The following is a 22,993-nucleotide window of genomic DNA, read 5'->3' as shown; positions in this document are numbered from 1 at the left end:
GCGTCATTGGCCTCATAGGTGTACGCCGAGTTGCCCGGAGCGGTGCCACCCGCCGGCGGCGAGATCGGGACGTCCTTGTAGCCGGTGCGGAACTGGATCGCGTGCACCGAGTCGCCCTGCTCCACGCCGTTCACGATCGCGCGGACGGTGTAGTCGGCCTGTGAGGGGGCGCCGGAGTGGAAGTAGTTCGTGGAGCCGGTGATCGGGGTCGCGTTGACCTTCGTACCGGCCCGGTACACGTTGAACGACACGTCGTTCGGGTCGGTGCCCAGCCAGCGCCAGCTGACCAGGTTCCCGCTGCCGGTGTGGACGCTGACCACGCCCCGGTCCAGCTTCTCGACCTGCCGGGCGGTGGCGGCTTCGGCGGTGCCGTCGGTGGCGAACGTGGTCAGGCCGGCGCCGGTGAGCGCCGCCGTGACGACGGCGACGGGCAGGAGCAGGCGGCGTCTGCGGTGCCTGTGCGGGTGCTTCACGGGACGGACCTCCTGGAGGGACGGGCGGGTTCCGCCTCTCAGTCGCCGCCGGACGCACGGGAGTTGCCGCATGTGAGCCCCTCACGGCTTCCGGAACGCGCGGAGCGTGAAGAACGGGTCGGGGCGGGGTCGGTCCTGGTCGGGGAGTTCCGCCAGGCGGGTGGCGAAGCCGTCGGCGAGCGGGTCGCCGGGCGGCAGGGTGACGAACCAGCCTCGGCGCAGGTCGGCGACCGTGCGGCGCGGGCTGCGGCCCTGCCCGTGGCCGCGGAAACGGGCCTGCCCGGCCGGGGCCAGGCCGTGCGCGGCGGCGCAGGCCTCGACGTCCGCCGCCGCGTCCCGGACCGGGCTGGGCGGGCGGGAGGACAGGACGACATCGATGTCACTGCCCACGTTGTGGGAGATGGCCTTGTCGACCGTGGTGACGTAGACGCCGCCGGGCCGCAGCACCCGGGCACACTCGCCGACGATGGTCCGGACGTCGGCGGGCCCGGCGGCCAGGTGCAGCAGCCACACGCTGGACACGGCGTCGAACTCGCCGTCCCGGAAGGGCAGCCGGCGGCTGTCGGCGAGCACCACGGCTCCGGGCAGCCGGGCGGCGGCCTGCCGGGCCATCGCGGGGGTGAGGTCCACGCCGGTCACCCGCAGGCCCACGCGCCCGGCCGCGAGCCGGCGGGTCACGATGCCGGTGCCGCAGCCGACGTCGAGCAGACTGCGCGCGTCCGGCGGCACCAGGCTCAGCACCGCTGCCGCGGCGGAGGCCGCCCTGGGCTCGCCGCCGCGCGAGGCGTCGTACCGTTCCGCTTCCTTGTCGTAGTCGAGCACGCAGTCAGTGTGCCCCGTGCCCGGGGGCCAGGTCCTCCACCCTGCGGGCGAGCTCGACGTCCTTCTCGGTGACGGCGCCGCCCGCGCTGTGGGTGTGCACGGACAGGGACACCGTGTTGTAGCCGAGCGTGAGGTCGGAGTGGTGGTCGAGCTCCTCCTGGACCTGGGCGATGTGCACGACCATCGCCGTCGCCGCGAAGTGCGAGCCGAGCCGGTACGAGCGGGTGAGGCGGTCCCCGTCGAGCGACCAGCCCGGCAGCTCGGCCAGCCGGTCCTCGACCTCCTTCTGCGACAGCGGTTCGACGGGCATGGGCAGCGCTCCTTCCCTGACGCCGGAGTCTCTTCTCCCTTCTCAGCCTGCCACAGCGGGACGTCGGGGGCCCTGGTCAAAGCGGCGTGCCTGTCCGGCGCGACCGGTTCTCGATTACGGTCCCGGCATGACCACTCATCCGTCCACCACCGACCAGGGCGTGGGGCCGCTGCTGCGGGCCTGGCGGGAGCAGCGCCGGGTCAGCCAGCTGGAGCTGGCGCTGCGCGCGGACTCCTCGGCCCGGCACATCAGCTTCATCGAGACGGGCCGCTCCCGGCCCAGCGAGGAGATGGTGCTGCGGCTGGCCGAGCACCTGGACGTCCCCATGCGGGAGCGCAACGCGCTGCTGCTGGCGGCCGGCTACGCCCCGCGCTACCCCGAGACGCCGCTGGACGCCCCGGCGCTGGGCGCGCTGCGCGAGGGCATCGAGCGGCTGATCGGGGGCTACGAGCCGTATCCGGCGCTGGTGGTGGACGCGCTGTACGACGTCGTAGCGGCCAATCGGGGGATCATGACGCTGATCGACGGCGTCTGCGAGACCCTGCTCGAACCGCCGCTGAACGCGATGCGGCTCGCCCTGCACCCGCGTGGCCTGGCGCCGCGCATCCGCAACCTGCGCGCCTGGCGCGGGCACCTGCTGGAGCAGATGGAGCGGCAGATCGCGCTGCACCGCTCGGAGCCGCTGCGGGCCCTGTACGAGGAGGTGGCGGCGTATCCGGTGCCCGACGCCGATCCGGCGATGGAGCCTTCGGAGCCGGTGCCGTACTTCGCGCTGCCGCTGCGGATCGAGCACGAGGGGCGGACACTGTCGTTCATCTCCTCGATCTCCACGTTCAACACCCCGATGGACGTGACCGTCGCCGAGCTGGCCATCGAGACGCTCCTCCCGGCCGACCCGGCGACGGTCAAGTACCTTCAGGCACTCCTGCCCTGACGGACCCTCAGCGCCGAGTACTGGAGGGCGGCGAACGCGGCCACGACCAGGGACTGGAGCACCGTCCACACGCCGCCCGCCGTGCTCGGCGAGAGCCACAGCGCCAGGGCCACGAGGCTCACCGCCGTCCAGGCGAGGTTGGCGTCCACGACGGCCCGCACGCCGAGCGCCGGCGGCTGCCGGCGTGAGGCCAGCAGGCCCACGCCCGCCGCGTAGGCGGCGAGGAACGCGCCCACGGCGAGCAGCAGCGCGGCGTCCACGCCGAGGAAACGGCCGAGCGGGCCGGAGAACGCGAGGTAGGCGAGCGCGTTGGCGCCGGTCACCGCCGCGTCCAGGGCGAGGAAACGGCGCAGCATCGACTGCGGCGCGCTGGTCCGGGCGAGTGCGGCGAGCGGGGTCGCGGACATGGGGCATCATCCTCCGTCGGTCGTGGTGCGGCGGCCGGTGCCGGGTCCCGGGCCGGAGTGCGCCGGCCCGGGACCCGGTGCGTTCACGATCCCGTCCCGTGTGCGGCCGGTCGATTACCCCCGGGGTAATGCCCGGGGACACGTCCGTTTCCCGCGATCTCCTCGTCCGCACCCCTTGTGAGACAGCCGCCGGAACGTGACAGACTGATCACAGGCTTGGGCACGTTGGGGAGGCGTGGCGTGAGTGAACGGCGGGCCGCACCGACCGTGGGCCAGGTGGTGCTGGGCAAGCGGCTCCAGGAGCTGCGCGAGGCCGCGGGCCTCAGTCGTGACGAGGCCGCCCGCGTGCTGCGCGTCGCCCCCGCGACGGTCCGGCGGATGGAGACCGCCGATGTCGCGCTCAAGATCCCCTACGTGCAGATCCTGCTGACGGCGTACGACGTGCCCGAGGAAGAGGTGACCGCGTTCGTCGAGCTCGCCGAGGAGGCGAACCGGCCGGGCTGGTGGCAGCGGTTCCACGACGTGCTGCCGGAGTGGTTCAGCCTGTACGTGAGCCTGGAGGGCGCCGCCCGGATCATCCGGTCCTACGAGCCGCACTTCGTGCCGGGTCTGCTGCAGACCGAGGGGTACGCGCGTGCGGTGCTGCGGGCCGGCACCATCGGGAACTTTGGGCCCGAGGCCGTGGAGCGGCATGTGTCGCTGCGCATGGAGCGGCAGCGGCTGCTGGATCGCCCGAACCCGCCGCACCTGTGGGTGATCATGGACGAGACGGTGCTGCGGCGGCCGGTGAGCGTCGACGGCCAGGTGATGCGGGATCAGCTGGACAAGCTGCTGGAGTACTCCGAGCGGGACCGCGTCACACTCCAGATCGCCGAGTTCAAGGACGGCCCGCACCCGGGCACGTACGCGCCGTTCTCCCTGTTCCGCTTCGCCGAGCCCGAACTGCCCGACATGGTCTTCACCGAGTACCTGACCGGCGCTCTGTACCTGGACTCCCGCAAGGAGGTCTCCACGCATCTGGAGGTCCTCGACCACATGACCGCGGGCGCCGCCTCCACCCAGCGCACCGAGCGGCTGCTGCGGGAGTACCGCGAGAGCTTCTGAGTCGCGCTCCGGCGGTGGTTCAGCGCCGGGCCGGCCGGGACAGCCACCGTGCGACCGCGTCCGAGATCGGCTGCCCGGTCTCCAGTTCCACGAAGCCGAACTGGCCGCTCTGGTTGCACTCGAGGAACCACCAGAAGCCGTCCTCGTCCTCGGCGAAGTCGAAGGCCGCGTAGGCGAGTCGGGCCATGTCGACGTAGTCGTGCGCCGACTTGCGGATGCGGTCGGGCACCGGCACCGGCTCCCAGGTGTGCTCGGTGTCGCCGTAGCGTCCGTCGACCTGGTCCGGCTCGGCCGCCTTCCGTGCGGCGAACAGGCTGCTGCCGACGCAGGTCAGACGGATGTCGGCACGCTTGGGGATGTACCGCTGCAGCAGCGCGGGCCCGGCCGCGACACCCGAGAAGTCCGAGTCGGCTCCGATCAGGGTGGTGGGCAGGGCCAGCGGGGGCTCACCGGGCGGCGGCCCCGAGGCGGACTTCACCACCACCTTTCCGTGCTCCTCGGCGAACTGCCGTGCCAGGCGCGGGAAGGTGGTGACGACGGTCGGCGGTACGGCGAAACCGCTGAGATGGGCCGTCCTCAACTGCCACGGCTTCAGGCGGGCGCGGTCGGCGTCGCTCGGATGGTTCATCCATCGCGCGGAGGCGGAGTAGAGCATGCCGAACAGCGCCTGGCGGGTCTCGGCGGTCAGCCATGCGGAGGGCTGAGCGGCGTGCGCGGCCGGTTCGCCGGGCCTGCGCACCCATACGGATCGCAGACCTCCCATGCTGACCACACGTCCGTTCGCCGACAGGAGGCCCTCGAAGTCGCCTCGGGTGTAGTGCGCGGACAGCACGGTGTCGTTCGGCAGGTCGGCGGGGTCCAGCCGCATGACGGGCGCCGCCGCCTCGTGCAGCTTGGTCACCACCATGTCGGCGGTGACGTCTTCCTTGGACGTGAGGATCAGTACGGTCATGGGGTGTCGGACCGTCAGTCGTCGAAGTGCGTCTTGGAACCGGCGGTGGAGGCCGTCGTACCGGCCGCCAGGAGGAGGTCCGGGTCACTGACGGCCGGGCGGCCGTCGGGAAGCACGTTCACCTGGAGCGACTCGTCGAAGCGGTAGGGCGTCACCACCGCGGGAAGTGACCTGGGGAAGGCGTAATTGAGGGTGAACGGCCGCACTCGGTACCTCCGGGTCTCATCCACACCGCATCAACGGCGCGCACTTCCTTCACTACTTACACACCGAAAGAGACGCCGGAATCGTCACAGGGGCAGGGCATGGCCTCGGCGGGCCGTGCCGCACCGGCCGCCGGTGCCCGGGGTCAATCGCCCTTGCCGCCGCCTGCCGGGCCGTTGCCGGGGTTCCGGTCGCCCGGCGTGCCGCCCTTGCCGGCCGCGCCCGTGCCGGTGTCCGCGGCGTCTTCGCCCGGCCTGCCGGATGCTCCGGACCTGCTCGGCGCGGCCGTCGCCCGGGCCAGCCGCTCCGCGCAGTACCCGTCGACCTCGTCCTCTCCGCCCGCCGCCGCGACGAGCCGCCGCCAGGCCGTGGCGTCGAGCGTCCTGCCGCGGTCCTTGACTCGCTCGTAGGCACGGCAGTGGGCCTCGGTGTCCTGGGCGGAGGACGAGCCGTCAGACCGCCCCGGGCCGTCGTGGGAGGGCGGCGAGGTCTCCCCGCCCGGCCGGACGGAGGCGGGCGCCGAGGGGTGCGTCCCCTCCCCGGTACCGTTCGCCGGCGAACCGACCGAGCCGATGGCCGCGACCGCGACACCGCCCAGGGCGATGCTGGTGAACACGGCGGCGGCCGTCGTCTTCACCGGGCGCCCGTTACGCCGCCGCACGGGAAGCCGCCAGTCGTCCCGGTGGCGGGTACGCGCTCGGTGCGCTCCCGTGTCGCGGGCGGTCCGGAAGGCGGCCACGGCCCGGCGCTCGGCTTCGGGGCCGGGATCGCCCGCGCGCAGGGCCGCGGCCAGGGCGGTGTGCAGCGCGGTGTCGCCTCGCGGGTCCCACGAGCCGGGCAGGGCCTCGCCGGGTCGCACGCGTCGACAGCCTGTGACTCCGTCGCGGCTCAGCCGATCACCCATGTCCGTTGTCCGTTCCTGCCTGAGCTGTTCGATGAATCCGGCATACCGGTGCGTGAGGCCGGTGTGTCCGACCACTGACGTCGCCGTGACTGATGCCGACTCTCCAGCGTCCGGGAAGCTTCGTCCGTCACACCCTCGGCGGCCTGCGTCCCCCGGCCCAGTTGGCGGGCGAGACGCTTCAGCCCCCGGTGCGTGGCGGTGCGCACCGCGCCGGGGCGCTTGCCGAGGACGCGCGCGGCGGCGGGGCCGTCCAGGCCGACGATGACGCGCAGGAGCACGGCCTCGGCCTGGTCCCGCGGCAGCCCGCGGACCATTTCCAGGGCCCGCTCGGTGGAGACGGCCTCCAGGGCCTGGTCGTGGGTGCTGTGCGGACCGGGCAGGTCCAGTACGTCCTGCTCGATCGGCCCCGGCCGGGGCCGCGCGCGCCGGCGGCGCACATGATCCAGTGCCCGGTGCCGGGCGATGGTGGCCGTCCAGCCGCGGAAACCCGCCCCGTCCCCCTCGAACCGTCCGAGGTCCCGGGCGATCTGCAGCCAGGCGTCGGACGCCACGTCCTCCGCGTCGTCGCCGACCAGTCCGCGCAGATAGCCGAGCAGGCCCGGCTGCACGAGCCGGTAGGCGACCGCGAAAGCGGTCTCGTCCCCGTGCTGGGCCCGCGCGACGGCCGCGCCCAGTTCCCCGTCGTGGGCCTGTGCGTGGCGCGACTGCCGTTCCTGACCCAAGATCATCCTCGCTCGCACCGGGTTCGTTGTGAGTCCGTGCCGGCCGATGCGCCCCGTTCGCTGCGACACCCTCATGGAGACAAGCGCGCGTCCTCACAGAAGTGTCACAGCGCACCAGGCGTGTCTCAGGTCGCATCGTGTCCGGGTGACCGCGTGTCGATGCTCACCGGCCGGTCGTTGCGCAGTTCGGCGAAGAGCTTGTGCGCCTTCGCCTCGTCCCACGTCAGGGCACTGCTGCCGGGCGTGACGTGGCCGGGCCCGGCCACGGGGACGTTCAGCTGCCTGCCGTTGCCTCCCGAGACGCTCTTCATCGCCCGGAACAGCGAGAGGAGCGTGGGCAGTTCCATGTTCTTGTCCACCACGAGGGCATCCAGTCCCGCGCTCAGGGCGGGATACGTACGGAACGGATCGAGCGCAACGCCCGGCGCGGCGGCCTTGCGGGCCAGGGCGGAAAGGAACCGGCGCTGGTTCCTGGAGCGCCCCAGATCGCCGTCCGCCTCCTGGTGCCGCTGGCGCACGAAGGCCAGCGCCTGGGAGCCGGTCAGGTTGTGACAGCCCTTCTTCAGCCGCAGTCCGGACTTCGGGTCGTCGATGGTGCGGTCCACGCACATCTCCACACCACCGACCGCGTCCACGACACCGACGAAGCCCGCGAAGCCGATCTCCGCGTAGTGGTCGACGCGCAGCCCAGTGTTCAGCTCGACGGTGCGGACGAGCATCCTGGGCCCGCCGAGGGAGTAGGCCGCGTTGAGCTTGTTCTTCGCCGCCCTGTGGAACTTGCCGGTGTCCGGGTCGACGTACGACGGGATGGTCACCCAGGAGTCGCGCGGCAGGCTCACCATCGAGGTGCCGTGGGCGCCGGTGTGCAGGAGCATCATCGAGTCGGTGCGGCTGCCTCCGGCCGTGCCGGTGTGCAGTTCCTTCCTGGCCTGCTCCGACAAGCCGTCCCGGCCGTCCGAGCCCACGATGAGATAGTTCGTTCCCTTCCCCCGTGGCGGACGGTCCGCGACCCCGCTCAGGTCGACGGACCTGTCGAGCCTGAATTCGGCCCAGGCGCAGGTGCCCACGCCGGTGAGAGCCAGTGCGCACAGCAGTGCCGCCAGCAGGCGCATGGTCCGGCGGACCCGGCCGGGGCGCACCCGAAGAGGCCTGGTGCTGGTGGTGCGGCCGCCGCGCCCGGCCCCACGGACCTGGTCCTGGTCCTGGTCCTGGTCCGTCTCGTCGACGGGACTGCCGTACGTCTTGGTGTCCGTCTCCGGAGACGGCCCGAGGTCGGCCCCGTCGTAGCTGCCGTACGGGTACGGCCCGAGGTCGGCGCCGCCGTCGCTGCCGTACGGGTACGGCCCGACGATGTAACCCTCGTACGGCCGGACCGGCTGCTGAAGCGGTGGGGTGCCGCTCTGCCACACCTGTCCCGTGATCACCCGATGCCCTGGTGCCTCCGCGTTCCCGTTCGGCCGACCGGTTCCGGGCCGCGTGCCCGGCCCGTCACTCATGGGACGAACCACTCCTTCATCACCTCGATGACAACTGTCGTTCGGCTTCCGGCCTCCTGAGCTGCTGGGTGGCAGCCGTGCCGGAACGCTGCATGCGATGCCACTTCAGCCGGGTGCCGAGCAGCAGGGCGACCACGGACTGGATGACGACCAGGTACATGAGCTGCCGGTAGACGAAGAGCTGGAACGGCATCGACCACAGCGCCCACAGCCGCTCCCCGTCGAGTCTCAGCGCGTAACCCGCACAGGCCAGTTGGACCCCGAGGAAGGCGAGCCACACACCCGTCGCCTGCACGGGGTCGGCGAAGAGCGCCCCGTACACCGCGAAGAGGTCGACGACCGGCGCCAGCAGCGGCAGGACCACTTGGAAGACGGTCAGATAGCTCAGCCCGCGGCGAGCGAAGCGCCCGGCCGCGCCCACTTCGACGACGGCCCGGCGGTGCTTCCACATCGCCTGCAGGGTGCCGTAGCACCAGCGGTAGCGCTGTCGCCACAACTGCCCCAGTGTGGTGGGGACTTCGGTCCAGGCGACGGCGGACTCCTCGTAGACCACCCGCCAGCCGGCCCGCCACAGGGCCATCGTCAGGTCGGTGTCCTCGGCGAGGGTGTCCTCGCTGACCCCGCCGACGCCCATGAGCGCGTCCCGGCGGAACGCCCCGATGGCTCCGGGAACCGTCGGCATGCACTCCAGCACCTCGAACATGCGCCGGTCGAGGTTGAAGCCGAAGACGTACTCCAGGTGCTGCCATCTGCCGAGCAGTCCGTGGCGGTTGCCGACCTTGGTGTTGCCGCTGACGGCACCGACGGCCGGATGCGCGAGCGGCTGGATGAGCCGGTACAGGGCGTCGGGCTCGAAAACGGTGTCGGCGTCGACCATCACCACGATGTCGTGGGACGCGCAGGCCAGACCGGTGTTGAGCGCCGCCGCCTTGCCCGAGTTCGGCTGGCGGATCACGCGGACCCGGGGGTCGTCGATCCATGTGGCGAGATCCGCCGTGCGGTCCGTGGAGCCGTCGTCGATCACGATGACCTCGAGGTACGGATGCGTGGAGGCGAGCAGTGAACGGACGGTGGACTCGATGCCGGCCTCCTCGTTGTAGGCGGGCACGAGCACCGTCACGGGCGCGTTGACCTCCCGCAGCCAGGGCGCGCCGGGGCGGGGGCGGGTGAGGCGCCGGACATGGGCGCGGGCGAAGACGGCCAGTGACAGCAGCCGCAGCAGGCCCAGCGCTCCGGCCACGCCCAGCACCCAGGTCATGATGTGGGTGAAGGTGTTTCCGGCCGCGACGGCCCAGTTCAGGGCCCTGCCCTGCCATCGTTCGGAGGTGGACACCGGGGTGTCCGCGGGCGGTAGGCCGACGGCGTCCGTCACGGTGGTGAACCGGTCGGCGCGCGGGTCGTCGAGCAGCTGCTTCGTCTCGTCGTACGCCAGTTCCGTCTGGCTGAACTGCCGGATCATGCCGCGCGCCGGATCACGGGTCGGACGGTCGGCGGCGACCAGCACATACCCGTCCGCTGCGGCCTTCCGGGCCGCCTGCCACTCGGCGCCGCACAAGGTGTCCACCGCGCTGGTCATCGGCATTCGCAGCAGGTCGGTGCGCATGCCCGCCGTGCCCGCGAGGGTCTTGCGGGTGAGGCCCAGCTCCATGGCGAAGCGGACGCGCGACGAGGAACCGAGGTCGGCTCCCGTGTAGGTGTTCGAGCCGATCTCGTGACCCTCGTCGAGGATGCGCCGGACCAGGTCGGGGTGGCGTGCCGCCTGGGCGCCGAACACGAAGAAGGTGGCGTGCGCGTGGTGCTCGCGCAGCAGATCCAGCAGGCGGGGGGTCCACTCGGGGTCCGGTCCGCCGTCGTAGGTGAGGGCGACGGTGCGCGCGCGGGGCGCGGCGGACGACACCTTGTCGCCGTCGACGCCGCGCAGGACGGGACCGCTCTCGTCCACGGACCGGGGCACGGGCTCGGTGCACGGGCGGCGCGTCTTGGCGGCGTCCACTTCGTGGATGGTCCAGCCCTCGAAGAGCAGGACGGCGAAGATGACGGGCAGGGTCAGGGCGAGCAGCCGCCAGTGTCCGCGGGGGTCGCGGGAACGGGCGTGCCGGCGATGTACCGAACGGCTCACGCAGCCGCCCCGGATATGGCGTTAATCACAGGTGAGTCGGGGCGGGTTTCGCGGAGGCCGACGACGGTGTCGACCGCTGCCCGCCCGGTTCTTCCGGGGTCGCGCCCGAGACCGCAGGCGTCGGCGCAGGACGTCGATCGGACCCCGTGGGCGACGGATTCAGCCATGGGCCACACCGCCTTCACATGCCGGTCGACGGCGTCGAGACCCGATGAAACAGTCATGGGTTTCTGGTGCTTTGTGTTGCGGTCGAGGTCGTGCATGGGCGGCGAGTGTAATCACATCCGAGGCCCCGAGTGGGCCGGAAACAGGCTGAACAACGCCCCGAGGCGGGGAGTGTGACACTCGGCGCCGCCGGTGCGCTGGACTGAGGGGTGCGGCGGAGTCTGTCTTCACATTCAGCGCCTCCCGCAACGGGTCCTCCGGGTGCCACGACTCGCTCCAGCGGCTGTTTTCAGCCACCGTGACCCGTACGGACCCCGCCGACAGGTGTGCCCCCGTGCCGGCCCCTACCGTCGGGATCGCGGGGTGCACGGGAAGGAGCTCCGATGCCTGGATTCGAGGTGCTGTACCAGGCGGCTGCGCTGTGCCTGATGTTCCCGGACGACGCCTTCCGCGCCCGGCTGCCGCTGCTGCGCGAAGCCGCACCCCAACTGCGGGAGTTCGCCGACCACGCGGCGCTCAGCCCACCGCGTGAGCTGGCGGCGCACTACGTCGAGGTCTTCGAGGCGGAGCCGGACCACAGCCTGTATCTCAGCGCCTGGCGCGAGGCGGCACCGACGCCCTCCGAGGAGCTGTACCGCGCGCACGGACTGGAGACGACCGGCGAGGAACCGCCGGACTTCCTCCCCGCGGTCCTCGAGTGCGCGGCCCGCACCGGCGACACCCTGCTCCTGACGGAGCACCGCGACGGCCTGGACCGGCTCCGCTCCAGGCTCACCCGCTTCGGTACGCCGTACGCGACCGTCCTGGACGCGGTGTGCGTGACCCTGCCACCCGACGCGTCGGGCCGCTGGGACCCGTCGTAGACCTGGCGGGCCCGCTCGACCTCGCCCAGGTGGGTGTCCGCCCACTCGGCGAGGCGGCGCGAGGCTGCGGCCGAGCAGCCCGCTCGACCTCGCCCAGGTGGGTGTCCGCCCACTCGGCGAGGCGGCGCGAGGCTGCGGCCGAGCCCGCTGATCTCGTACTCGACCCTCGGGGGACCTCCGGGTAGTACGTCACACGACCAGGCCAGGCGGCGGGGCCCGCCCTCCGGGTAGACGACGGGACTGTGCCGACACGGACTAGGCGGCGCCGCCCTTGTCGTCCCGCCGGTCCTTCTCCTCGTCCACGATCTCCGCGTCGACGACGCCCTCCTCGTCGCGCGGGGCGCCGGAGGGTTCCTCGGTGGGTGTCTGCTGGGCCTGGGCGTACATCGCCTGGCCCATCTTCTGGCTGACGGAGGCGAGCTTCTCCACGCCGGTGCGCAGCGTGGCGGTGTCCGCCTGCTGCTCCAGCTGTCCCTTCACCTCGGTGATGGCGGACTCGACCTCGGTCTTCGTGTCGGCGGGGATCTTGTCGCCGTTGTCGCGGAGGAACTTCTCGGTCTGGTAGACGAGTTGCTCGGCCTGGTTGCGGGTCTCGGCGGCCTCGCGGCGCTTGCGGTCCTCCTCCGCGTACTGCTCGGCCTCGCGCATCATGCGGTCGATGTCGTCCTTGGGCAGGGCCGAGCCGCCGGTGACGGTCATCTTCTGCTCGCGGCCGGTCGCCAGGTCCTTGGCGGAGACGTGCATGATGCCGTTGGCGTCGATGTCGAAGGCCACCTCGATCTGCGGCACCCCGCGCGGCGCCGGCGGCAGGCCCGTCAGGTCGAAGACGCCGAGCTTCTTGTTGTAGGCGGCGATCTCCCGTTCGCCCTGGTAGACCTGGATGCCGACCGAGGGCTGGTTGTCGGCGGCGGTGGTGAAGATCTCCGAACGCCGGGTGGGGATCGTCGTGTTGCGTTCGATGAGCTTCGTCATGATGCCGCCCTTGGTCTCGATGCCCAGGGACAGCGGCGTGACGTCGAGCAGCAGCACGTCCTTGACGTCGCCGCGGATGACGCCCGCCTGCAGCGCGGCGCCCACGGCGACGACCTCGTCGGGGTTGACGCCCTTGTGCGGTTCCTTGCCGGTGAGTTCCTTGACCAGGTCGGTCACCGCGGGCATCCGGGTCGAGCCGCCGACCAGGATCACGTGGTCGATCGCCGAGAGCTTCACCCCGGCGTCCTGGACCGCCTGGTGGAAGGGCGCCTTGCAGCGGTCGAGCAGGTCGGCGGTGAGCTCCTGGAACTGGGCCCGGGTCAGCTTCTCGTCGAGGTGCAGCGGTCCCTCCGACGAGGCAGTGACGTAGGGCAGGTTGATCGTCGTCTCGGTGGAGCTGGACAGCTCGATCTTGGCCTTCTCGGCGCCCTCGCGCAGCCGCTGCACGGCCATCTTGTCGCTCGCGAGGTCGACGCCGTACTGGCCCTTGAAACGCTTGACCAGGTACTCGACGATCCGCTGGTCCCAGTCGTCGCCGCCGAGGTGGGTGTCGCCGTTGGTGGCCTTCACCTCGATGACGCCCTCGCCCATCTCCAGCAGCGACACGTCGAAGGTGCCGCCGCCGAGGTCGAAGACGAGCACGGTCTGGTCGTTCTCCTTGTCCAGGCCGTAGGCGAGGGCCGCCGCCGTCGGCTCGTTGATGATCCGCAGGACCTTCAGGCCCGCGATCTCCCCGGCCTCCTTGGTGGCCTGCCGCTGGGCGTCGTCGAAGTACGCCGGGACGGTGATCACCGCGTCGGTGACGTCCTCGCCGAGGTAGGACTCCGCGTCCCGCTTCAGCTTCTGCAGCACCCTCGCGGACAGCTCCTGCGCCCGGTAGCGGGTGCCGTCGATGTCGCCGTGGTCGGGGAAGCGCCAGTGCGCGTCACCCATGTGGCGCTTGACCGAGCGGGCGGTGCGGTCCACGTTCGTCACGGCCTGCCGTTTGGCCACCTCCCCGACCAGCACCTCGCCGTTCTTGGCGAACGCCACGACCGAGGGCGTGGTCCTGGCCCCCTCCGCGTTGGCGATGACGGTGGGCTCGCCGCCTTCCAGCACGGCGACCACCGAGTTCGTGGTTCCGAGGTCGATCCCGACCGCACGTCCCATCGCTGTCCCCTTCCGCCAGGGCGCTCTCCTTTCCAGCACAAAACCTGAGTGCGCTGTTGTCAATGGCGCGAGGGGGTGGCCGGCCCGCGCAGCGCCACGGCCCGCCGGGGCCGGTCGGTGACGAGCACGTCCACCCGCGGGTGGGCGAGGAAGGCCCGCATCAGGGTGTCGTCGTTGACCGTCCACACCATGGTGAACAGGCCGTGCCGGGTCGCCTCGCGCAGCACGGTGGTCCTGGCCAGCCGGTGGTGCACGGCGACGCCGTGGGCCCCGCAGGCCCGGATGCGGCGGACCGGGAACAGCTCGCTCAGCCGGGTCCCGGGCAGCCGGGCCAGGTCCAGCTCCCGGCGGTCGCGCCCCAGGGCCAGCACGGTCCGCACCCCGGGGAAGCCCTGTGCGACGGCGGCCACGGAGCAGTCCTCCAGCGACGTCGCGACGAACCCGTCCACGCCGAGCAGGGCCACCGCCCGGTCGATCACCTCCCGCTCGTAGCCGACCTCCTTCAGGTCCAGGTGCGCCACGAGCTTCCCGGCGATCAGCGCCATCACCTCGTCCACCACCGGCACGTCGTATCCGGCCCGCTCGCTCAGCTCGGCGTGGGTGAGCGCGGCCAGCGGCGGCCCGGTGGGCCCGACCCGGGGGTCGTGGTAGACGACGAGGACGCCGTCCTTCGTACGGCGGATGTCGAACTCGGCGTACTCCGCGCCGGACTCCAGCGCGTCCTTGTACGCCTGCCAGGTGGCGGGTCCGGCGCGCTCGGAGCCGCCCCGGTGGGCGGAGACGGCGGGGCGGGGCGTCATGGTCGTCGGCTCCCGGAGGGTGAGCGTGGAGGCGGGACGGGGGCGGTGTCGTCGTCGGGCGCCGGCAGCAGCGAGCCGGAGCGGGTGCTGATCCGTCTGAGCAGGACGTAGCCGATCAGGACCAGGACCACGAAGGGCAGCCAGGCCAGCGCGTAGGCCGGAGCGTAGGCGCGCAGGTCGAGGATGGAGCGGTGCTCGTCGACGTTCGTGCCGTTCACGCCGAAGAAGGCCAGCAGCAGAGTGGGCGGCAGGGCGATCAGCGTGGCGGCGGCGACCAGGCCGGAGACGGTGCGGTCACGGCGTTCGTCGCGCTCGGCGAGTTCGGCGTCCAGGACGGCGGAGCGGGCGCTGATCACCGAGGTCAGGCGCTCGACCATGCGGGCCGAGTTCTCCAGGCTGTCGCGGATGCCGAGCGCGTCGCGCAGTGCGGACTGGAACGCCTCCATGACCATCTCGGGGATCAGCAGGCTGTCGACGTAGGCCTCGACGCCGAAGGCGAGGTCCAGCTGGAGTTCGTTGACGCCCGCGGAGAGGCGGGAGATCAGGGAGCGGATCTCGGTGGGCGAGTCGGTCAGGGCCTGCTCGTTGGCCTTCATCGTCGCGAAGGCGGCGAGCCGGGTGCGCTGGAGCACGGCCAGGGCGGAGATCATGCCGATGGCGACGAGCATCAGGCCGTTCTCGACGTGCGGGGCCCAGCCGGCCTGGACGGAGACGCCCCGGCCGAGGGCGGACAGGGTGACGCCGTGGTTCCTGAGGTGCGGCGCGAAGCTCGCGTCGTGTGGCGTGGCGGGGTTCCAGGGCATCCGGCCGCGGTAGACGATCTCGTTCAGCAGGATCGCCTTGCGGGCCTCGTCGGCGCTGAGCAGCTCGCGCTGTAACCGGCCGCCGGGGAACACCAGTTGGTGCACGTTCTGGCCGAGGGTGAGCGGCCGGCCGCCGAGCTGTCCGGTCAGCGTCTGCAGGAGCGGGCGGTCGTCGAGTTCGATCCGCTCCCGGTCGAAGCAGGTGGTGGCCAGCCAGGCGGCGAGGTCGCCGGCCGTGGTCTCGCCCGCGAAGGCGCAGTCCACGACGAGGGTGGCGTCGCCGCGCGGGGTGGTGACGACGAGGATCCGCAGGGACGCGAGGCCCAGGCCGTGGTCGCCGTGCGGCAGCCGCAGCCGGCGGGGCGCGATCTGTTCGTCCAGCACCGGGACGGGCAGGACGTCCTGGCTGGACATCAGGTGGGAGGCGAAACGGCCGAAGTCGTAGCGGTCGACGAGGGCGGAGTCCCGGGGGCGGAGCCGGCCGGAGAGGCTGAACAGCAGCAGGACGCGGGTCCGGTCCCGGGTGGCGGAGTCGAGCGCCGTCGCGCTGGTGGACGTTCCCGGCAGCATCGTGTTCCTTCCGGCCCCTCGGCGGCAGAGCGTCTGGTTCATACCCCGGGTGCGGATCGTGAACCGACGACGTCGCGCGGGCCCGGCCCTGGTGGGCGGGCCCGCGCGAGGTGGGTGGAGCGGGTCAGGCGAGCTTGGCGGTCAGGGTGATGGGCGTGGCCTTCAGGGCCTGGCTGACGGGGCAGCCGACCTTGGCCTCCTCGGCGGCGGCGAGGAAGGCCGCCTCGTCCATGCCGGGGACGGTGCCCTCGACGGTGAGGTGGATGCCGGTGATGCCCTCGCCGGGCTGGAAGGTGACGTCGGCGGAGGTCACCAGCTTGGTCGGCGGGGTGCCGGCCTTGTCGAGGATGTTGGAGAAGGCCATCGAGAAGCAGCTGGAGTGGGCGGCGGCGATCAGCTCCTCCGGGCTGGTCTTCCCGCCCGGCTCCTCGGTGCGGGCCGCCCAGCTGACCGGCTGCTCGGCGAGGATGCCGGAGGAGTCGAAGGTGACGACGCCGTTACCCTTGAACAGGTTGCCTTCCCACACGGTGTGTGCGGAGCGCGTGGCTGCCATGACGCATCCTTTCGATGAGTATCCGGAACCGCGACCGGGTTCCTGGCCACCATCCGATCACACTCCCGCTCGACGCACGCGGAAGACCTGCCCTCTGGCACCCACCGGCACCTCGCGCGGTCAGGCGGCGCGCTCCTCGCTGGTCTCCAGCGGCACCTGGGGGCCGTCCGACTCGCGCATCCAGCGGCGCAGGACGCGGTGGACGTGTTCGGCGCCGACGAGTTCCTCCCCCTCGCCGACCGGCGCGGAGAAGCCGAGCGGCGACAGCAGGAAGGGGTTGCCCTGTTCGCCGCCGAGGCCGCCGTGCGAGCCGATCTGCTCCTCGAAGGCGAGGACTTCGCCGTCGGCCGGGTCGTGGAAGGAGTTGACCATGATGTCGGCGGTGTGCGGGAAGGAGTGCGTACGACGTACCGCGTCGGCGGTGCCCGGGCCGAACGCGGCGAGCGGGCCCGGGTTGTCGTCGAGGTCGGCCAGCGGTATCTCGGCGCCGTACGCGCCGAGGACGACCCCGCCGTGCTCCTCGCTGCGCACCAGCAGGAAGCCGATGCCGGGGTGGTTGGCGAGGGTCGGCAGCAGCGCGGGGTGGCGGGCGTCGATCTCCTCCTTGCTCATGCGGTGCGTGACGTCCGGGAAGGAGACCAGGCCGAGGTTGCCGGAGGCCAGCACGATCGGCTCCGAGCGGCGCGTCGGGCGGTGCCGCTCGCCGCCCTCCTCGACCGGTATGCGCAGGGCGGCGCGAACGGCGGCGCGGGCCTCCGTCCCACTGCGGGTGCGCTCCGCGCGGCGCGGCACGGGCAGTCCGCAGCCCGCCCGCACCAGGTCGCCGAGGGTGAGGCCGTAGCGGGAGCGGAAGGTCTCGCCGGGGCTCTGGCCGTGGTCGGACAGCACGACGATCCGGTACGGGCGCGGGGCGTGCTCGGCGACGTTCTCGATCAGAGCCAGCGAGCGGTCGAGGCGTTCGAGGACCCCCCGCGCATCGCGGCTCGCCGGGCCGGAGTGGTGGGCGACCTCGTCGTAGGCCACGAGGTCGGCGTAGACGGCGGTGCGGCCGGCGAGCATGTCGCCCATCACGGCGGCCACGACCACGTCCCGCTCGACGACGGTCGCGAAGGCCCTCACGAGCGGGTAGAGGCCGCCGCGGGAGACGCGCGGGCGTTGCTTGCCGAGGCGGGCCCGCGTGGACTGGCCGATCTCCCGGACCACCTCGGCGACGAACGACAGGGCGGTGCGCACGGCGTTGGCCGGGTCGGAGAAGTAGGCGAAGTAGCCCGCGCGGGAGCGGTTCTCCCGGCTGCGGCGGCGGGCGGCGATGGACAGCACGAGGGCCTGCTGCTCGGCGCCGCCGCTGAACAGGTTGCCGCGGCTGGCGCCGTCGACGGTGAGCAGGCCGCCGTGCCCCGCGTATCCGACGGCACGGCGCTGGAGTTCGGCGGCGCTGGTCGGGCGGTTGCAGACCACGACCTCGCGGGTGTCCTTCTCGTACCAGCGGAACGCGGGCACGTCGTGGTTGCTGCCGTGCAGGATGCCGAGCTGGCTGGCGCCGGTCTGGCTGGACCAGTCGGTGCGCCAGGGGGTGAGCCGGTGGGTGGGGCGGGCGCCGTCGCCGGTGCCGAGCCAGCGGGCGACGGTGGGCATCAGGCCCTGGCCGACGGCGTCCAGCAGGATGTCGTGGCCGACGCCGTCGAGTTGCAGGAAGACCGTGCCGGGGCTGGGCGGGCAGGGCGGGCCGGACCGGCGGCGGCGGTCGGAGAGGCGGTACAGCCGGCGGCGGTAGGCGTCGTCGTCGCGCACGGCCAGGGCGGCGCCGGTGGCGGACGCCACGGCGGACATCACGGCGGCGACGACGACGGCGGTCTCCGGGGCGGCGGTGCCGCGCTCCCCGGGGTCGAGGCGCAGGGCGAGCAGCAGCAGCGCGCCGTTGAGGAAGAACACCAGCAGCCCGAGCACGAGCGCCGGTACGAGGAGCAGGAGCCGGACGAGCAACGGCCAGACCACGGCCGACAGCACACCGAAGGCACCGGCGCCGAAGGCCGCCGTGACGGCGATGTCGGTCGCGCTGTCGCCGTCCGCCGAGCGGAGCCGGAAGTCGGGCAGGATCCCGGCGAGCACGAGCATGGTGAGGGTGGAGACCGCCCACACGGCGACACTCCGCCCGACCTGACTGGCGACCCGCCGCCACCGCACGCCCCGCACGCCCCGCCACCTCACGTCCCGGCCCGTCGCGACCACGGGCTCCCACCCACAGTGCCACAACGCTCCGGGGACGCCCGGTGTCCCCCGGACCGTCGCCTCAGCGGCCGTCGTAGCCGGCGGTCGGCATCGACAGCCGGCGGTGCACGCACGCCTTCATCGCCGCGTCGTACGCCGGCTCCGCGCGCCCGACCGTCTCGACGCGCACCCCGCGCCGCACGCACTCCGCGGTGAACTCCTCGACGGAGGCGAGCGCGCTCTCCAGCACTCTGCGGCTGGGTGCCACGAACAGGTCCAGGCCGGGGCGGACGCCGTCCCACAGCGCGCAGTGGTCGGGACGCAGCCCCCGGACCAGTAACTCCCGGCTGATCACATAGCCCCGCTCGGCGGCCCAGCGGGCGCACATCGCGTGCTGGCTGCGGGAGTCGACCAGGAACGGATCGTCGTCGAGCTCCTCCAGCGGCGTCAGACTCGCGATCGCCGTGACCCGGACCGGCACCATGGCGTCCCCCCTCACCTCCGGTTTTCGCCGCCGACCCTACTCCTGCACGTAGGCTTCGGGGAGTCGCGCGAAGGGGGCAAAGGAGTGCCGGTGGAGATCACCTGGTGGGGTCACGCCACTTGCACGGTCGAGGACTCGAACGTACGCGTGCTCACCGATCCGCTGTTCGCACGCCGGCTCGCGCACCTGCGCCGCCGGCGCGGGGACCTGCCGCCTCCCGGCGCCCACCTGGCGGACGTCGCGCTGGTCTCGCATCTGCACGCCGACCACCTGCATGTGCCGTCGCTGATGCGGCTCGCTCCGGGCACGCGCCTGCTCGTGCCCCGGGGCGCGCGCCGGGCGGTGCCGGGACTGCGCCGGCTCACGCACCTGCGGGTCAGCGAGGTGGCGCCCGGGGACGAGATCCCGGTCGGCGACATCGTCGTACGGGCCGTGTCCGCGCGGCACGACGGACGCCGGCTGCCGCTCGGGCCGCACCGCTCCCCCGCACTCGGTTACGTCATGGCCGGCGAGGCCCGGACGTACTTCGCCGGGGACACGGGGCTGTTCGACGACATGGCCGAGGAGGTCGGGCCGGTCGAGGTGGCGCTGCTGCCGGTGGGCGGCTGGGGGCCGTACCTGGGCGAGGGCCATCTGGACGCGGGCCGGGCGGCGCAGGCGCTGGCCCGGCTGGCGCCGCGCAGTGCGGTGCCGGTGCACTACGGCACGTACTGGCCGATCGGGATGGACGCCGTGCGCCCCCATGAGTTCCATGCGCCGGGCGACGAGTTCGTGCGGCTCGCGGCGCGGCACGCGCCCGGCGTGGCGGTGCACCGGCTCGGGCACGGGGAGAGCGTGCGCCTGGAGGTCGCGCGGTGATCTGGACCGCGCCGGTGGCGCAGGCCGCCGTGCCTCTGCTGGCGGTGTCGGCCGTCACCCCGGCGTCCGTGGTGCCGGAGTCGACGCAGCAGGCGATCGGTTATCCGACGCTTTTCGTGCTGGTGCTGGTCGGGGCGCTGGTGCCGGTGATCCCGACGGGCGCGCTGGTGAGTTCGGCGGCGGTGGTCGCCTTCCACCAGACGGCGCCGTTCTCGCTGGCGATGGTGTTCGTGACGGCGTCGCTGGCGGCGTTCCTCGGCGATGCGGCGCTGTACTGGCTGGGGCGGCGCGGGATGAAGTCGAGGAACGGCTCGCGCTGGCTGGAGGCGATCCGGGCGCGGGCGCCGGAGGACCGGCTGGAGCAGGCGCAGACGAAACTCGCCGAGCATGGTGTGGCGGTGCTGGTGCTGTCGCGGCTGGTGCCGGCGGGGCGGATTCCGGTGATGCTGGCGTGTCTTCTGGCGAAGTGGCCGCTGCGGAGGTTTTCCCGGGGGAATCTGCCGGCCTGTCTGGCCTGGGCCGTGACCTATCAGTTGATCGGGATTCTCGGGGGGTCGTTGTTCGATGAGCCGTGGGAGGGGGTTGTGGCGGCGATCGGGCTGACCTTGGTGATCAGTGTGGTGCCGGGTGTGGTGCGGCGGGTTCGGTAGGGATCAGTTCCCGGGCAGCACCCTTGAAGCGCCGACCGGCATGTCCCACAGGTTCTCCCGGGGCAGGCCTGTCTTCTCCCAGGCCGCGCGGACGCGGGTGAGGGGCTCCAGGACCGGCTCTGCCGACAGGACGAAGGTGGCCCAGTGCATGGGGGCCATCCTGGTCGCTCCCAGGTCCTGGGCCGCGCGGACCGCCTCCTCCGGGTCGCAGTGGACGTCGCTGAGCCACCAGCGGGGGTCGTAGGCGCCGATGGGGAGGAGGGCGAGGTCGATGCCGGGGTAGCGGCGGCCGATGCGGGAGAACCAGTGGCCGTAGCCCGTGTCGCCCGCGAAGTAGACGCGCCGGCCCTCCTGGTCGGTCAGGACCCAGCCGCCCCACAGGCTGCGGCAGGTGTCGGTGAGGGTGCGCTTGGACCAGTGGTGGGACGGGACGAAGTCGAAGCGGACGCCGTCCAGTTCGGCCGCCTCCCACCAGTCGAGTTCCGTGACCCGCGTGAAGCGGCGGCGGTGGAACCAGCGGGCCAGTCCGGCCGGGACGAACACGGGGGTGTCGCGCGGGAGGCGGCGCAGCGTGGGGGCGTCCAGGTGGTCGTAGTGGTTGTGGCTGATGACGACGGCGTCGACGCGCGGCAGTTCCTCCCAGGGGACGCCCACGGGCGTGATGCGGGCCGGGGTGCCGAGGATCCGCCGGGACCAGACCGGGTCGGTGAGGACCGTGAGCCCGCCGATGCGCAGGACCCAGCTGGCGTGTCCCGCCCATGTGACGGCGACCGTGCGGGCGTCGACGCGGGGCAGCGGGCCGGGGGCGTAAGGAAGCCGGGGGATGTCGGCGAGGCCTTCCGGGCCCGGTCGCACGGCGCCCTCGCGGGCGAAGCGGGTCATGGCCCTCAGGCCGGGGAGCGGGGCGGTGAGCCGGTCGTGGAACGTGCGCGGCCACACCCGGTGTTCGGCCAGTGGTCTCGGTTCGGCCAGCGGCGGGTACGGGGGCGCGAGAGGGGACGGGAGGGCCGCGTCGCCGGCTTCCCGAGTGGTGGTGCTCGTGGTCGACTCGGACTGCTGCGTCATCGAGGAGGCTCCCATCGCTGAGCGTCGTCGCGGAGATCGTCGAAGGCCGATGTCAGGTGGATCAACGCGCGCTGCACGTGGGGCAGTTCCAGCGGCGTGGGTGAGGTGAGGCATTCCGCGCGTTCCGTGTCGGAGCCGGCCAGCAGTGCGCCGGTCGAGAGCCGCACGCGCGGGGCTTCGAGCTCGTCGCCGAAGCGGTGGCCGCCGGGCGCGGGCATGCCGAGGCGGGCGGTGAGGAAGTCCTCCAGTTCCTGGGCGTCGCCGATGCCGTGCGCACTCAGCGCGGGGCCCAGCGGAGCGAGGTCGACGTACAGATGGCGGCCGGCTTGCGGGGGCCGGGCGAGAGCGCCGGCCGCCACGACGGCGGCGTGCGCCTCGGCGGCCAGGCGGGCGTGCAGGCGCACGGCGGTGGCGACGCGCGTGGTGACGGGTTCCGGTTCCCCCAGCGCGTATGCGGCCGCCGCGGCGACGGGGGCGGCGACCCGGGCGTCGAGCGCGGTGAGCACGTCGAGCACGCGCGCGTGGAGGCCGTCGGCGTCCTCTCCGGCCGGGAAGCGGGCCACCGCGGCCGGCCAGCCGGGCGGGAGGAGGGCACCGGCCAGGTCGGTGACGACGGTGACCCGGTCGGGCAGCATCTCGGCGGGGCTGAGCAGCACGGTGTCGTGCGGGTCGTGCAGGGTGTCGCGCCAGGTCTCGTCGCTGACCAGGTGCAGGCCCTCCCCCTGGGCGGCCTCGACGGTCTCGTGCAGCAGCTCGGGAGGGGCGACGGTGGCCGTGGGGTCGTCGGCGACGGACAGCACGAGCAGGCGCGGGTCGCCGCCCTCGGCGCGGACCCGGCGCACGGTCTCCAGCAGGGCGTACGGGTCGGGCACGCCGCCGCTCTCCGGCGGGACCGGCACGTGGAAGGCGGGGCGCCCCAGCAGCCGGGCGTACGGCGCCCACCAGGCGGCGCAGGGTCTCGGTACGAGCACGTCACCGCCGAGGGCGGCGGTCAGGGCGAGCAGCAGCGCGGGCGCGCCGGGGCCGGCGGCCACCCGGCCGGGGTCGCAGTGCAGTCCGCGCCGGTCCCAGTAGCCGCAGGCGGCCTCCCGCAGGGCCTCTCCCCCGCCGACCGGCTCGTGGCCGCCCCGGGACGCCGCGGCGGCGAGCACGGCGGACAGCTCCGGCAGTACGGGCAGCCCGTCCTCGGGGAGCGGCGGCCCGAACCGGACGGGGCCGTGGCCTTCCGGGTCCGTCCGCCGCATCCGTACCTCCGCAGTGCCTGCTGCCATGTCCTGTCGGCCTCGCTCGTGCCCTGTCGCCCGTGCCCTCGGCCACTGAGTACCCATGGGGCCGTCGCCCCATGGGCGCCCGGCCGGGTTGTGACGGTCACAGCATGAGCGGGCCGGGCCGGGGGAAGCGGGGGG

The 22,993-nt window shown here is 72.8% G+C and carries 23 protein-coding genes and 1 pseudogene; 5 read left to right on the top strand and 19 right to left on the bottom strand.

The window, feature by feature from the left end; all coding sequences use genetic code 11:
* The 3 genes and pseudogenes from ACFZDA_RS04195 to ACFZDA_RS04185 form a co-directional block, all read right to left on the bottom strand.
* A pseudogene (locus ACFZDA_RS04195) lies at positions 1-473 on the bottom strand (rhamnogalacturonan lyase); the annotation flags it as partial.
* An 81-nt stretch (positions 474-554) separates the two neighbouring features.
* Positions 555-1,295: a methyltransferase domain-containing protein gene (locus ACFZDA_RS04190; RefSeq protein ID WP_391074504.1), complete on the bottom strand. Its 741-nt coding sequence runs from the start codon at positions 1,293-1,295 to the stop codon at positions 555-557.
* A gap of 4 nt (positions 1,296-1,299) precedes the next feature.
* Complete coding sequence (locus ACFZDA_RS04185) at positions 1,300-1,605, bottom strand: 4a-hydroxytetrahydrobiopterin dehydratase (protein ID WP_086563618.1); 306 nt, start codon at positions 1,603-1,605, stop codon at positions 1,300-1,302.
* A 127-nt stretch (positions 1,606-1,732) separates the two neighbouring features.
* Here ACFZDA_RS04185 and ACFZDA_RS04180 point away from each other — a divergent pair, with 127 nt between their 5' ends.
* Positions 1,733-2,539 (top strand): helix-turn-helix domain-containing protein, encoded by an 807-nt coding sequence (locus ACFZDA_RS04180; RefSeq protein ID WP_391074500.1) that lies wholly within the window; start codon positions 1,733-1,735, stop codon positions 2,537-2,539.
* Here the strand turns inward: ACFZDA_RS04180 and ACFZDA_RS04175 are convergent.
* A complete protein-coding gene (locus ACFZDA_RS04175) occupies positions 2,521-2,946 on the bottom strand; it encodes a hypothetical protein (RefSeq protein WP_391074497.1) in 426 nt (141 codons plus the stop codon). The two genes, ACFZDA_RS04180 and ACFZDA_RS04175, sit on opposite strands and share 19 nt — an antisense overlap.
* Before the next feature lie 240 nt (positions 2,947-3,186).
* On the opposite strand from ACFZDA_RS04175, the gene ACFZDA_RS04170 reads away from it, so the two are divergent.
* Positions 3,187-4,050: a Scr1 family TA system antitoxin-like transcriptional regulator gene (locus ACFZDA_RS04170; protein WP_391074494.1), complete on the top strand. Its 864-nt coding sequence runs from the start codon at positions 3,187-3,189 to the stop codon at positions 4,048-4,050.
* A gap of 19 nt (positions 4,051-4,069) precedes the next feature.
* On the opposite strand, the gene tgmB is transcribed toward ACFZDA_RS04170, so the two are convergent.
* The 7 genes from tgmB to ACFZDA_RS04135 all read right to left on the bottom strand — a co-directional run bounded on the left by tgmB (position 4,070) and on the right by ACFZDA_RS04135 (position 10,710).
* Positions 4,070-5,002 carry an ATP-grasp ribosomal peptide maturase gene (tgmB, locus tag ACFZDA_RS04165; protein ID WP_391074491.1) on the bottom strand — a complete coding sequence of 311 codons (933 nt, stop codon included), beginning with the start codon at positions 5,000-5,002 and terminating at the stop codon, positions 4,070-4,072.
* A gap of 14 nt (positions 5,003-5,016) precedes the next feature.
* Complete coding sequence (gene tgmA, locus ACFZDA_RS04160; protein ID WP_391074488.1) at positions 5,017-5,208, bottom strand: putative ATP-grasp-modified RiPP; 192 nt, start codon at positions 5,206-5,208, stop codon at positions 5,017-5,019.
* A 143-nt stretch (positions 5,209-5,351) separates the two neighbouring features.
* On the bottom strand, positions 5,352-6,065 hold the full coding sequence (locus ACFZDA_RS04155; RefSeq protein ID WP_391074485.1) for a hypothetical protein: 714 nt from the start codon (positions 6,063-6,065) through the stop codon (positions 5,352-5,354).
* 29 nt (positions 6,066-6,094) lie between these two features.
* On the bottom strand, positions 6,095-6,838 hold the full coding sequence (locus ACFZDA_RS04150; RefSeq protein WP_391074482.1) for a sigma-70 family RNA polymerase sigma factor: 744 nt from the start codon (positions 6,836-6,838) through the stop codon (positions 6,095-6,097).
* Between the two features lie 119 nt (positions 6,839-6,957).
* Complete coding sequence (locus tag ACFZDA_RS04145) at positions 6,958-8,328, bottom strand: LCP family protein (protein WP_391074479.1); 1,371 nt, start codon at positions 8,326-8,328, stop codon at positions 6,958-6,960.
* 19 nt (positions 8,329-8,347) lie between these two features.
* Positions 8,348-10,447: a glycosyltransferase gene (locus tag ACFZDA_RS04140; RefSeq protein WP_391074477.1), complete on the bottom strand. Its 2,100-nt coding sequence runs from the start codon at positions 10,445-10,447 to the stop codon at positions 8,348-8,350.
* A complete protein-coding gene (locus ACFZDA_RS04135; RefSeq protein WP_391074474.1) occupies positions 10,444-10,710 on the bottom strand; it encodes a hypothetical protein in 267 nt (88 codons plus the stop codon). The genes ACFZDA_RS04140 and ACFZDA_RS04135 overlap by 4 nt, the downstream gene beginning before the upstream one ends.
* Before the next feature lie 285 nt (positions 10,711-10,995).
* Here ACFZDA_RS04135 and ACFZDA_RS04130 point away from each other — a divergent pair, with 285 nt between their 5' ends.
* Complete coding sequence (locus tag ACFZDA_RS04130) at positions 10,996-11,475, top strand: molecular chaperone TorD family protein (RefSeq protein ID WP_391074471.1); 480 nt, start codon at positions 10,996-10,998, stop codon at positions 11,473-11,475.
* 255 nt (positions 11,476-11,730) lie between these two features.
* Here the strand turns inward: ACFZDA_RS04130 and dnaK are convergent, their stop codons facing one another.
* The 6 genes from dnaK to ACFZDA_RS04100 all read right to left on the bottom strand — a co-directional run bounded on the left by dnaK (position 11,731) and on the right by ACFZDA_RS04100 (position 19,014).
* On the bottom strand, positions 11,731-13,596 hold the full coding sequence (gene dnaK / locus ACFZDA_RS04125; RefSeq protein WP_391074468.1) for a molecular chaperone DnaK: 1,866 nt from the start codon (positions 13,594-13,596) through the stop codon (positions 11,731-11,733).
* A gap of 59 nt (positions 13,597-13,655) precedes the next feature.
* Complete coding sequence (locus tag ACFZDA_RS04120) at positions 13,656-14,396, bottom strand: glycerophosphodiester phosphodiesterase family protein (protein WP_391074465.1); 741 nt, start codon at positions 14,394-14,396, stop codon at positions 13,656-13,658.
* On the bottom strand, positions 14,393-15,769 hold the full coding sequence (locus tag ACFZDA_RS04115; protein WP_391074462.1) for a hypothetical protein: 1,377 nt from the start codon (positions 15,767-15,769) through the stop codon (positions 14,393-14,395). Before ACFZDA_RS04115 ends, ACFZDA_RS04120 begins: the two co-directional genes overlap by 4 nt.
* 124 nt (positions 15,770-15,893) lie before the next feature.
* A complete protein-coding gene (locus tag ACFZDA_RS04110; RefSeq protein WP_037668927.1) occupies positions 15,894-16,322 on the bottom strand; it encodes an OsmC family peroxiredoxin in 429 nt (142 codons plus the stop codon).
* 120 nt (positions 16,323-16,442) lie between these two features.
* The gene (locus ACFZDA_RS04105; RefSeq protein WP_391074458.1) at positions 16,443-18,515 is read right to left on the bottom strand and encodes a phage holin family protein; all 2,073 of its coding nucleotides are present in this window, start codon (positions 18,513-18,515) and stop codon (positions 16,443-16,445) included.
* A gap of 97 nt (positions 18,516-18,612) precedes the next feature.
* On the bottom strand, positions 18,613-19,014 hold the full coding sequence (locus ACFZDA_RS04100) for a hypothetical protein (RefSeq protein WP_391074455.1): 402 nt from the start codon (positions 19,012-19,014) through the stop codon (positions 18,613-18,615).
* Positions 19,015-19,098: 84 nt separating this feature from the next.
* Between ACFZDA_RS04100 and ACFZDA_RS04095 the strand changes: the two genes are divergently transcribed.
* Positions 19,099-19,872 carry an MBL fold metallo-hydrolase gene (locus ACFZDA_RS04095; protein ID WP_391074452.1) on the top strand — a complete coding sequence of 258 codons (774 nt, stop codon included), beginning with the start codon at positions 19,099-19,101 and terminating at the stop codon, positions 19,870-19,872.
* A 38-nt stretch (positions 19,873-19,910) separates the two neighbouring features.
* Positions 19,911-20,522, top strand: coding sequence for a VTT domain-containing protein (locus tag ACFZDA_RS04090; protein WP_391074616.1), 612 nt, complete (start codon positions 19,911-19,913; stop codon positions 20,520-20,522).
* Between the two features lie 3 nt (positions 20,523-20,525).
* Here the strand turns inward: ACFZDA_RS04090 and ACFZDA_RS04085 are convergent, their stop codons facing one another.
* A complete protein-coding gene (locus ACFZDA_RS04085) occupies positions 20,526-21,587 on the bottom strand; it encodes an MBL fold metallo-hydrolase (protein WP_391074449.1) in 1,062 nt (353 codons plus the stop codon).
* Complete coding sequence (locus ACFZDA_RS04080; protein WP_391074614.1) at positions 21,584-22,831, bottom strand: aminotransferase class I/II-fold pyridoxal phosphate-dependent enzyme; 1,248 nt, start codon at positions 22,829-22,831, stop codon at positions 21,584-21,586. Before ACFZDA_RS04080 ends, ACFZDA_RS04085 begins: the two co-directional genes overlap by 4 nt.
* Positions 22,832-22,993: the final 162 nt, after the last annotated feature.

Source organism: Streptomyces sp. NPDC007991, assembly GCF_042958445.1.
Lineage (GTDB): Bacteria > Actinomycetota > Actinomycetes > Streptomycetales > Streptomycetaceae > Streptomyces.
Note: the sequence above shows the minus strand (reverse complement) of the source record. Positions and strands in the feature narration are given on the sequence as shown.

Coding starts and splice junctions, on each gene's coding strand:
- ACFZDA_RS04185 (WP_086563618.1), bottom strand. CDS start 1,605: ATGCCCGTCGAACCGCTGTCGCAGAAGGAGGTCGAGGACCGGCTGGCC.
- ACFZDA_RS04180 (WP_391074500.1), top strand. CDS start 1,733: ATGACCACTCATCCGTCCACCACCGACCAGGGCGTGGGGCCGCTGCTG.
- ACFZDA_RS04175 (WP_391074497.1), bottom strand. CDS start 2,946: ATGTCCGCGACCCCGCTCGCCGCACTCGCCCGGACCAGCGCGCCGCAG.
- tgmB (WP_391074491.1), bottom strand. CDS start 5,002: ATGACCGTACTGATCCTCACGTCCAAGGAAGACGTCACCGCCGACATG.
- ACFZDA_RS04150 (WP_391074482.1), bottom strand. CDS start 6,838: ATGATCTTGGGTCAGGAACGGCAGTCGCGCCACGCACAGGCCCACGAC.
- ACFZDA_RS04145 (WP_391074479.1), bottom strand. CDS start 8,328: ATGAGTGACGGGCCGGGCACGCGGCCCGGAACCGGTCGGCCGAACGGG.
- ACFZDA_RS04135 (WP_391074474.1), bottom strand. CDS start 10,710: ATGCACGACCTCGACCGCAACACAAAGCACCAGAAACCCATGACTGTT.
- ACFZDA_RS04130 (WP_391074471.1), top strand. CDS start 10,996: ATGCCTGGATTCGAGGTGCTGTACCAGGCGGCTGCGCTGTGCCTGATG.
- dnaK (WP_391074468.1), bottom strand. CDS start 13,596: ATGGGACGTGCGGTCGGGATCGACCTCGGAACCACGAACTCGGTGGTC.
- ACFZDA_RS04120 (WP_391074465.1), bottom strand. CDS start 14,396: ATGACGCCCCGCCCCGCCGTCTCCGCCCACCGGGGCGGCTCCGAGCGC.
- ACFZDA_RS04115 (WP_391074462.1), bottom strand. CDS start 15,769: ATGCTGCCGGGAACGTCCACCAGCGCGACGGCGCTCGACTCCGCCACC.
- ACFZDA_RS04110 (WP_037668927.1), bottom strand. CDS start 16,322: ATGGCAGCCACGCGCTCCGCACACACCGTGTGGGAAGGCAACCTGTTC.
- ACFZDA_RS04100 (WP_391074455.1), bottom strand. CDS start 19,014: ATGGTGCCGGTCCGGGTCACGGCGATCGCGAGTCTGACGCCGCTGGAG.
- ACFZDA_RS04085 (WP_391074449.1), bottom strand. CDS start 21,587: ATGACGCAGCAGTCCGAGTCGACCACGAGCACCACCACTCGGGAAGCC.
- ACFZDA_RS04080 (WP_391074614.1), bottom strand. CDS start 22,831: ATGCGGCGGACGGACCCGGAAGGCCACGGCCCCGTCCGGTTCGGGCCG.